Origin of the sequence: Microbacterium sp. H6 (assembly GCF_003314775.1) — a bacterium.
GTDB lineage: Bacteria > Actinomycetota > Actinomycetes > Actinomycetales > Microbacteriaceae > Microbacterium > Microbacterium oxydans.
The window spans coordinates 1-5,865 of sequence record NZ_QOAY01000073.1 but is presented as its reverse complement, the minus strand read 5'-3'; the positions used below and the strand labels follow the sequence as shown (position 1 = coordinate 5,865).

Genomic DNA, 5,865 nt, shown 5'->3' with positions numbered 1-5,865 from the left:
GGACTCGAGCACGCGTGCCGTGGCCGCCTCCGCCGCGTCGGCGTCGCGTTCGACGATGCCGACCCGGGAGCCGGCGAGCAGGAAGGCGTGCGCGATGCCCGCGCCCATACGTCCGCCGCCGAGCACCCCCACCTGTTCGGGCGCGATGAACGTGCTCTCGGTCATCGGTCTCTCCGTTCGAGGAAGTCGGTCATCCGTCGGAACTTCTCCGGACTCTCGAAGAGCTCGGCCTGGGCTTCCAGGTCGGCGGCGGGGTGGTGGTCGCGGGGTGCCCGGAACACCCGCTTGGTCGCGATGGTCGCTGCGGGGTCGTTGCGGGCGATGCGGTCGACGATGGCGTGGGCGGTCGGCAGCAGGTCCGTCGTCTCGTGGATCGCCGAGACCAGCCCGATGCGCAGCGCCTCCTCTGCCTTCACCGTGCGACCCGTGAGCAGCAGCTCGATCGCCCTGGCGTCGCCGACGATCTCCTTGAGACGCCAGCTCGCGCCGGCCGCTGCGAGGATGCCCAGCCCGGTCTCCGGGTTGCCGATCGCGAGCGTCGGCGTCCCGATGCGGATGTCCGCCGCGTAGGCGAGCTCGGCTCCACCGCCGAGCGCGTAGCCGTCGATCGCCGCGATGACGGGCATCGGCAGTTCGGCGAGTCGGACGAACGCGTGAGCGTTGATCCCGCGCAGCGCGTCGGCGGCACGCCGTTCGCGCAGTTCGGCGATGTCGGCACCCGCCGCGAAGACCCCGCCGGCGCCGGTGAGGATCAGCGGGAGCGGCACGGTCTCCAGCTCGGTGCACAGCGCGTGCAGCGCGTCGATCGTGGCCTGGTCGATCGCGTTGCGCTTGTGCGGCCGATTGAGGGTGGCGACCACGCGGTCGTGACGCCTTTCGACGAGGAGGGGTTCGTCGTGCGCCTGCGTATCGCCGAGGGGAGACCGCGGCATCACACCTTCTCCACGATCAGAGCAGCGCCCTGGCCGACGCCGACGCACATGGCGGCGAGTCCGTAGCGGGAGCCCTCGCGCTCCATGCGTCCGAGGAGCGTGACCAGAAGGCGGGAGCCGGACGAGCCGAGCGGGTGACCGAGCGCGATCGCTCCGCCGTCGGCGTTCACGCGGGATTCGTCCAGCCCGAGGCGTCGGAGGCAGGCGATGGACTGGGTGGCGAACGCTTCGTTGAGCTCGACGGAGCCGATGTCGTCGATGGAGAGCCCGGCGCGCTGCAGCGCCTTCTCCGTGGCGGGCACCGGTCCGAGGCCCATGATCTCGGGCGCGAGTCCTGCGCTGGTGCCGACGACGATCCGCGCCCGCGGTGTCAGCCCGTGCCGCTCGACCGCCTCCGCGCTCGCGACCATGATCGCGGAGGCACCGTCGTTGAGCGCGCTGGAGTTTCCGGCGGTGACGACCTGACCGCCCGCGACGACGGGCCGCAGTCGGGCGAGGCCTTCAAGCGTCGTCTCCGGTCGAGGGCCCTCGTCCACGAGCACCTCACCCGAGCCGACGGGGACTCCGACGATCTCCGCCTCGAACCGTCCGTCTGCGATCGCCGCGGCGGCCCGTTGCTGCGAGCGCAGGGCGAACGCGTCCGCCTCTTCGCGTCCGATGCCGTCGACGCGCGCGACCTCCTCCGCGGTCTCCGGCATCGTGTACGTCGCCTTCTCGCGGGCCAGGAGCCGCGGGTTCGGGAATCGCCAGCCGATCGAGGTGTCGAACGCGGCGCCGGGCTTCGCCCATGCCTTCTCGGGCTTGGCCTGCACCCAGGGTGCGCGGGTCATCGATTCGACGCCGCCGGCGATGATGAGGTCGGCGTCGCCGGCTCGGATCGCCTGAGCGGCCATCGTGACGGCGGACATGCCGGAGGCACACAGTCGATTGACAGTGATGCCGGGGACGCTGTCGGGAAGGCCGGCGAGCAGGACCGCCATCCTGGCGACATTGCGGTTGTCCTCGCCCGCCTGGTTCGCGGCGCCGAGGATGACCTCGTCGATCTCCGCCTGGAGGGGGTCGACGCCTGCGCGTCGCGCCGCCTCGCGGACGACGATCGCTGCGAGGTCGTCGGGACGGACGGAAGCCAGGGCTCCGCCGTAGCGACCGACCGGGGTGCGTACGCCTCCGACGAGGTAGGCCTCGGTCATGCGGAACTCCTGACTGCGTTGTCTCGACGGGTTGCCCGTTGTCCGGACGATCGGCCCGAATTACTGACCGATCGTCCGGTAATTATGTCACAGGTGTGGCCGGCGCCGCGATCGGGGCGGCTTCAGCTGAGCAGGTCCACGCCCTTCGTCTCCTTGACGAGCGAGACGCCGATCAGCGAGATCACGGATGCCACCGCGATGTACACGCCGATCGTCCAGGCCGCGTGGAACTGGTTCATCAGCGCCTCCGCGATCATCGGCGCGAACGCTCCGCCGAGGATCGCACCGAGGGCGTAGCCGATGGAGACGCCCGAATAGCGCACGTTCGCGGGGAACATCTCCGCGTACAGGGCTGCCTGCGGGCCGTAAGAGAGTCCGAGCGCGAACGTCATCACGAACAGTGCCACGAAGTACCAGAGGATGTTCGCGGTGTCGATGAGGAACCACATCGGCACCGCCCAGAGTGCGAGCGCCACGTAGCCGATCTGGAACGTGCGGATGCGGCCGAGCCGGTCGGAGAGGTGTCCGCCCCACAGGGTGAAGATGAGCCACCCGAACGAGGCGAGGGTGGTCGCCAGCAGCACCGGGGGTCGGTCCATGCCGAGGGTGGTGACGGCGTAGGTCGCGAAGAACGCGATGAGCAGGTACCCCGCCGCGTTGTTCGCGATGAAGATGATCGCGGTGAGGACGACCTGCTTGGTGTTCTGACGGAAGAGCCGGCGCAGGGGAGCGGATGCCTCCTTGCGGCGGCGCCGCAGGTCCTCGAACACCGGGCTCTCATCGACCGCGCGTCGGATCACGTAGCCGACCGCGATGAGCACGATCGAGAGCAGGAAGGGGATGCGCCAGCCCCACTCGAGGAAGGCCTCCGGCGACATCGAACTGGTGAGCACCCACAGGGTGGAAGTGGCAAGGATCATGCCGACGGGGACGCCGATCTGCGGGAACGCCCCGAAGAGTCCTCTGCGGCTGTTCGGCGCGTGCTCGACGGCCATCAGGGCGGCTCCGCCCCATTCGCCACCCGCGGAGAATCCCTGCACGATGCGGAGCAGGATCAGCAGGATGGGCGCGGCCACGCCGATCGCGGCATACGTCGGAAGGAGGCCTATCAACGACGTGGACAGGCCCATCATGACGAGTGTGAGCACGAGCATCTTCTTGCGACCGAGCTTGTCGCCGAGGTGGCCCGCGACGATCGCGCCGAGCGGGCGGAAGAGGAAGCAGATGCCGATTGTCGCGAACGAGAGCACCTGGGCGAAGCCGGGGTTCTCCTGTGCGATCGGAGCCAGGAAGAGGGGCGCGAGCACCAGTCCCGCTGCTTGCGCGTAGATGAAGAAGTCGTACCACTCGATCGACGTGCCCACGAGGGTGCCGGCGAGTACGCGCCGTTCTTCGGCGGGCATCCGTGTGGATGGGGTGCGGTCGGAGACTGCTGACGTCATGAGAACTCCATTGTTCTGCGATTCCGGGGGAGAGCGCTGTACGGCGCTCGGCGACTTTCATAACCGAATGATCGGTCAGTAATTGCCGAGCGTACCGCATCGGGGTCGCGTGGAACGTATGCGTTCGAGGGCATGCGATCGGTCTCGGTCTGATCTCGACACGGTCGCCCTTCTCGCGCCATCGAGTCCGGGAACCCTACGATCAACGCAGGGGGCGCCGGATCGGCGCTGTATGACACATCGGAGGGTTCGCATGGCGCGTTCTGGAATCGCTCGCATCCACGTCGGAGGAATAGCGGTCGCCGCACTTCTCGTGCTCTCCGGCTGCGCGCCGGGGGCCGATCCCGAGCCGACCGCTGCTCCGGAGACGACGTCGCCACCGGAGCCCTATACGGGGCCCGCGATCTTCGTCGGTGAGGAACTGGAAGGATTCCTGTTCACCGCCGACGAGATCGGCTCGCTCCTCCCCGGCTCGACCGACATCCGTCCTCCGTCCTCCGTTCTCGAGCAGATCTCCGATGGCGGCGGCCCGGCGATCGTCCCGGAGGTCTGCGGCGCGCTGTTCGCCGAGCAATCGTTGTGGAGCGTCGGGTCGCGCAACGTGTCGTGGACGACGACGGCCGACTCGGACTATCGCTTCGGGCACATGCTTGCTCTCCAGTTCGCCGATGAAGCGCATGCACAGGCGCGACTGGACCAGCTCGTCGACGCGGCGGCACAGTGCGCGAGCTTCGACTACAACGGCCCTGCCTCGTTCGAATCTGTCACTCCCGCGGCCTCGGACAACGTGCGCGCACTGGCCGGCACGTTGACGCTGCCGGAGATCGAGGGGGGATGGTCGACGTTCAGCGCCTACGCCACGGTCGGGAACGTTCTCGTGCAGGTATCGCAGTCGCTCGACGGAGAGGCCCGGCCGGATGCCGAAGCCGTCGCGGAGAAGCTCCAGGAGCGAGCGGAACAAGCTCGCGCCGCGTTGATGGACAAGCTCACCGCGAACCCCCCGACGGAGCAACCGGAACCTGCTGAGAATGCCTCGGCCCCCTGGGGTGACTGGATGATCACGGCCGGCGGTGTCGGGCCGGTCCGTCTCGGAGACCCCGTGGACGAGGCGATCTCTGCGGCGCGAGCGGCGCAGGTGATCCCCCCGCCCTTCCCGGGCGACCCCTCGAAGCTCGTGAACGACGCGGGCACGAGCTCGATGCTCGTCCAGGCGACCGAAGGCGGCGCCGCCGTCGCATCCGTCACCGTCGGCGACGCCCGCTCCGTCTCCGGGACGACTCAGGTCGGCGCGGACCTCCCGGCGATCGACGGACTTCGCGTGGGGGCTCCGGTCGCGGACGCGGTCGCGGCGTACCCGCAGGGCACGACGGTCTCGGTCGTCTCCTCCGAGGAGCATTGGTACGACATGGCGTCGCGCGATGGTCGATTGCTGCGGTTCCATGCCGATCGCGATGTCGAGGAGCCGGGCGCCACGATCATCGGCATCACGGTGGAGGACGCCACGAAGCGTCCGCTCGTGTTCGGCTGACCCGGAGCCGCGGCTCAACCGAGCGCGCAGCGCCTACACCCTCCCGAATGCCCGCAACGGATGCTCGATGAGTTCGGTCACCCGGCGCAGGAAGCCCGCGGCGTAGCCTCCGTCGCATACCCGATGGTCGAACACCAGCGAGATCTGCACGATGCGGCGGGCGACGATCGCTCCGTCCACGACCCACGGGCGCTCGATGATCCGGCCGATCCCGAGGATGGCCACGTCGGGGTGGTTGATGATCGCGGCTGAGCCGTCCACGCCCAGGCCTCCGTAATTGTTGAGCGTGAAGGTCGATCCCCGCAGCCGCTCCGGTGGCATCGCGCCGGAGCGGGCCGTGGTGGTGAGTTCGCGCAGCGCCGAGTCGAGCTGGGTCACGGAGAGGGCATGGGCGCGGGGGACGACCGGGACCAGGAGCCCTCGTTCGGTGTCGGCGGCGATGCCGAGGTTCACTCCGTCGAAGGAGAGGATCTCGTCCCCGTTCTCGCTGAGGCGCGAGGCCAGCACGGGGTACTCCTCGAGGGCGAGCAGGACGAAGCGGGCGAGCAGTGCGGTCACCGACGGCGCCTTGCCTCCCTCCGGAGCCATCCGCGCACGCAGATCCCACAGCTCGGTGGCGTCGACATCCACCCAGACCGTGGCCTCGGGGATCTCGGACCGGCTGCGGGAGAGCTTCGCGCTGACAGCCTTGCGCAGCGGCGACATCCGCTCGCGCGCGCGCACCTCGAGACCGTCGACCGTCTCGCCTGCTTCGGGGCCCACGCCCGTTCCTG

General features: G+C 69.3%; 6 protein-coding genes. 1 reads left to right on the top strand and 5 read right to left on the bottom strand.

What is annotated here, in order from left to right; genetic code table 11:
• The 4 genes from DSP71_RS05375 to DSP71_RS05360 all read right to left on the bottom strand — a co-directional run.
• A partial coding sequence (locus DSP71_RS05375) for a 3-hydroxyacyl-CoA dehydrogenase NAD-binding domain-containing protein (protein ID WP_181800671.1) occupies positions 1–165 on the bottom strand: 165 nt, incomplete at its 3' end.
• Complete coding sequence (locus tag DSP71_RS05370) at positions 162–932, bottom strand: enoyl-CoA hydratase/isomerase family protein (RefSeq protein ID WP_058632477.1); 771 nt, start codon at positions 930–932, stop codon at positions 162–164. The genes DSP71_RS05375 and DSP71_RS05370, both read right to left, overlap by 4 nt.
• The gene (locus DSP71_RS05365; RefSeq protein WP_113680570.1) at positions 932–2,122 is read right to left on the bottom strand and encodes an acetyl-CoA C-acyltransferase; all 1,191 of its coding nucleotides are present in this window, start codon (positions 2,120–2,122) and stop codon (positions 932–934) included. Before DSP71_RS05365 ends, DSP71_RS05370 begins: the two co-directional genes overlap by 1 nt.
• A gap of 122 nt (positions 2,123–2,244) precedes the next feature.
• Complete coding sequence (locus DSP71_RS05360; protein ID WP_113680569.1) at positions 2,245–3,564, bottom strand: MFS transporter; 1,320 nt, start codon at positions 3,562–3,564, stop codon at positions 2,245–2,247.
• 253 nt (positions 3,565–3,817) lie between these two features.
• Between DSP71_RS05360 and DSP71_RS05355 the strand changes: the two genes are divergently transcribed.
• Positions 3,818–5,092, top strand: a complete 1,275-nt coding sequence (locus DSP71_RS05355) for a sensor domain-containing protein (protein WP_179516132.1) — start codon at positions 3,818–3,820, stop codon at positions 5,090–5,092.
• A gap of 33 nt (positions 5,093–5,125) precedes the next feature.
• Here the strand turns inward: DSP71_RS05355 and DSP71_RS05350 are convergent.
• On the bottom strand, positions 5,126–5,865 hold a 740-nt coding region (locus DSP71_RS05350), incomplete at its 5' end, for a dihydrolipoamide acetyltransferase family protein (protein WP_147251211.1).

What these genes read in the sequence shown, in the direction of transcription:
- DSP71_RS05365 (WP_113680570.1), bottom strand. Translation starts at nt 2,122, where the DNA reads ATGACCGAGGCCTACCTCGTCGGAGGCGTACGCACCCCGGTCGGTCGC.
- DSP71_RS05355 (WP_179516132.1), top strand. Translation starts at nt 3,818, where the DNA reads ATGGCGCGTTCTGGAATCGCTCGCATCCACGTCGGAGGAATAGCGGTC.
- DSP71_RS05370 (WP_058632477.1), bottom strand. Translation starts at nt 932, where the DNA reads ATGCCGCGGTCTCCCCTCGGCGATACGCAGGCGCACGACGAACCCCTC.
- DSP71_RS05360 (WP_113680569.1), bottom strand. Translation starts at nt 3,564, where the DNA reads ATGACGTCAGCAGTCTCCGACCGCACCCCATCCACACGGATGCCCGCC.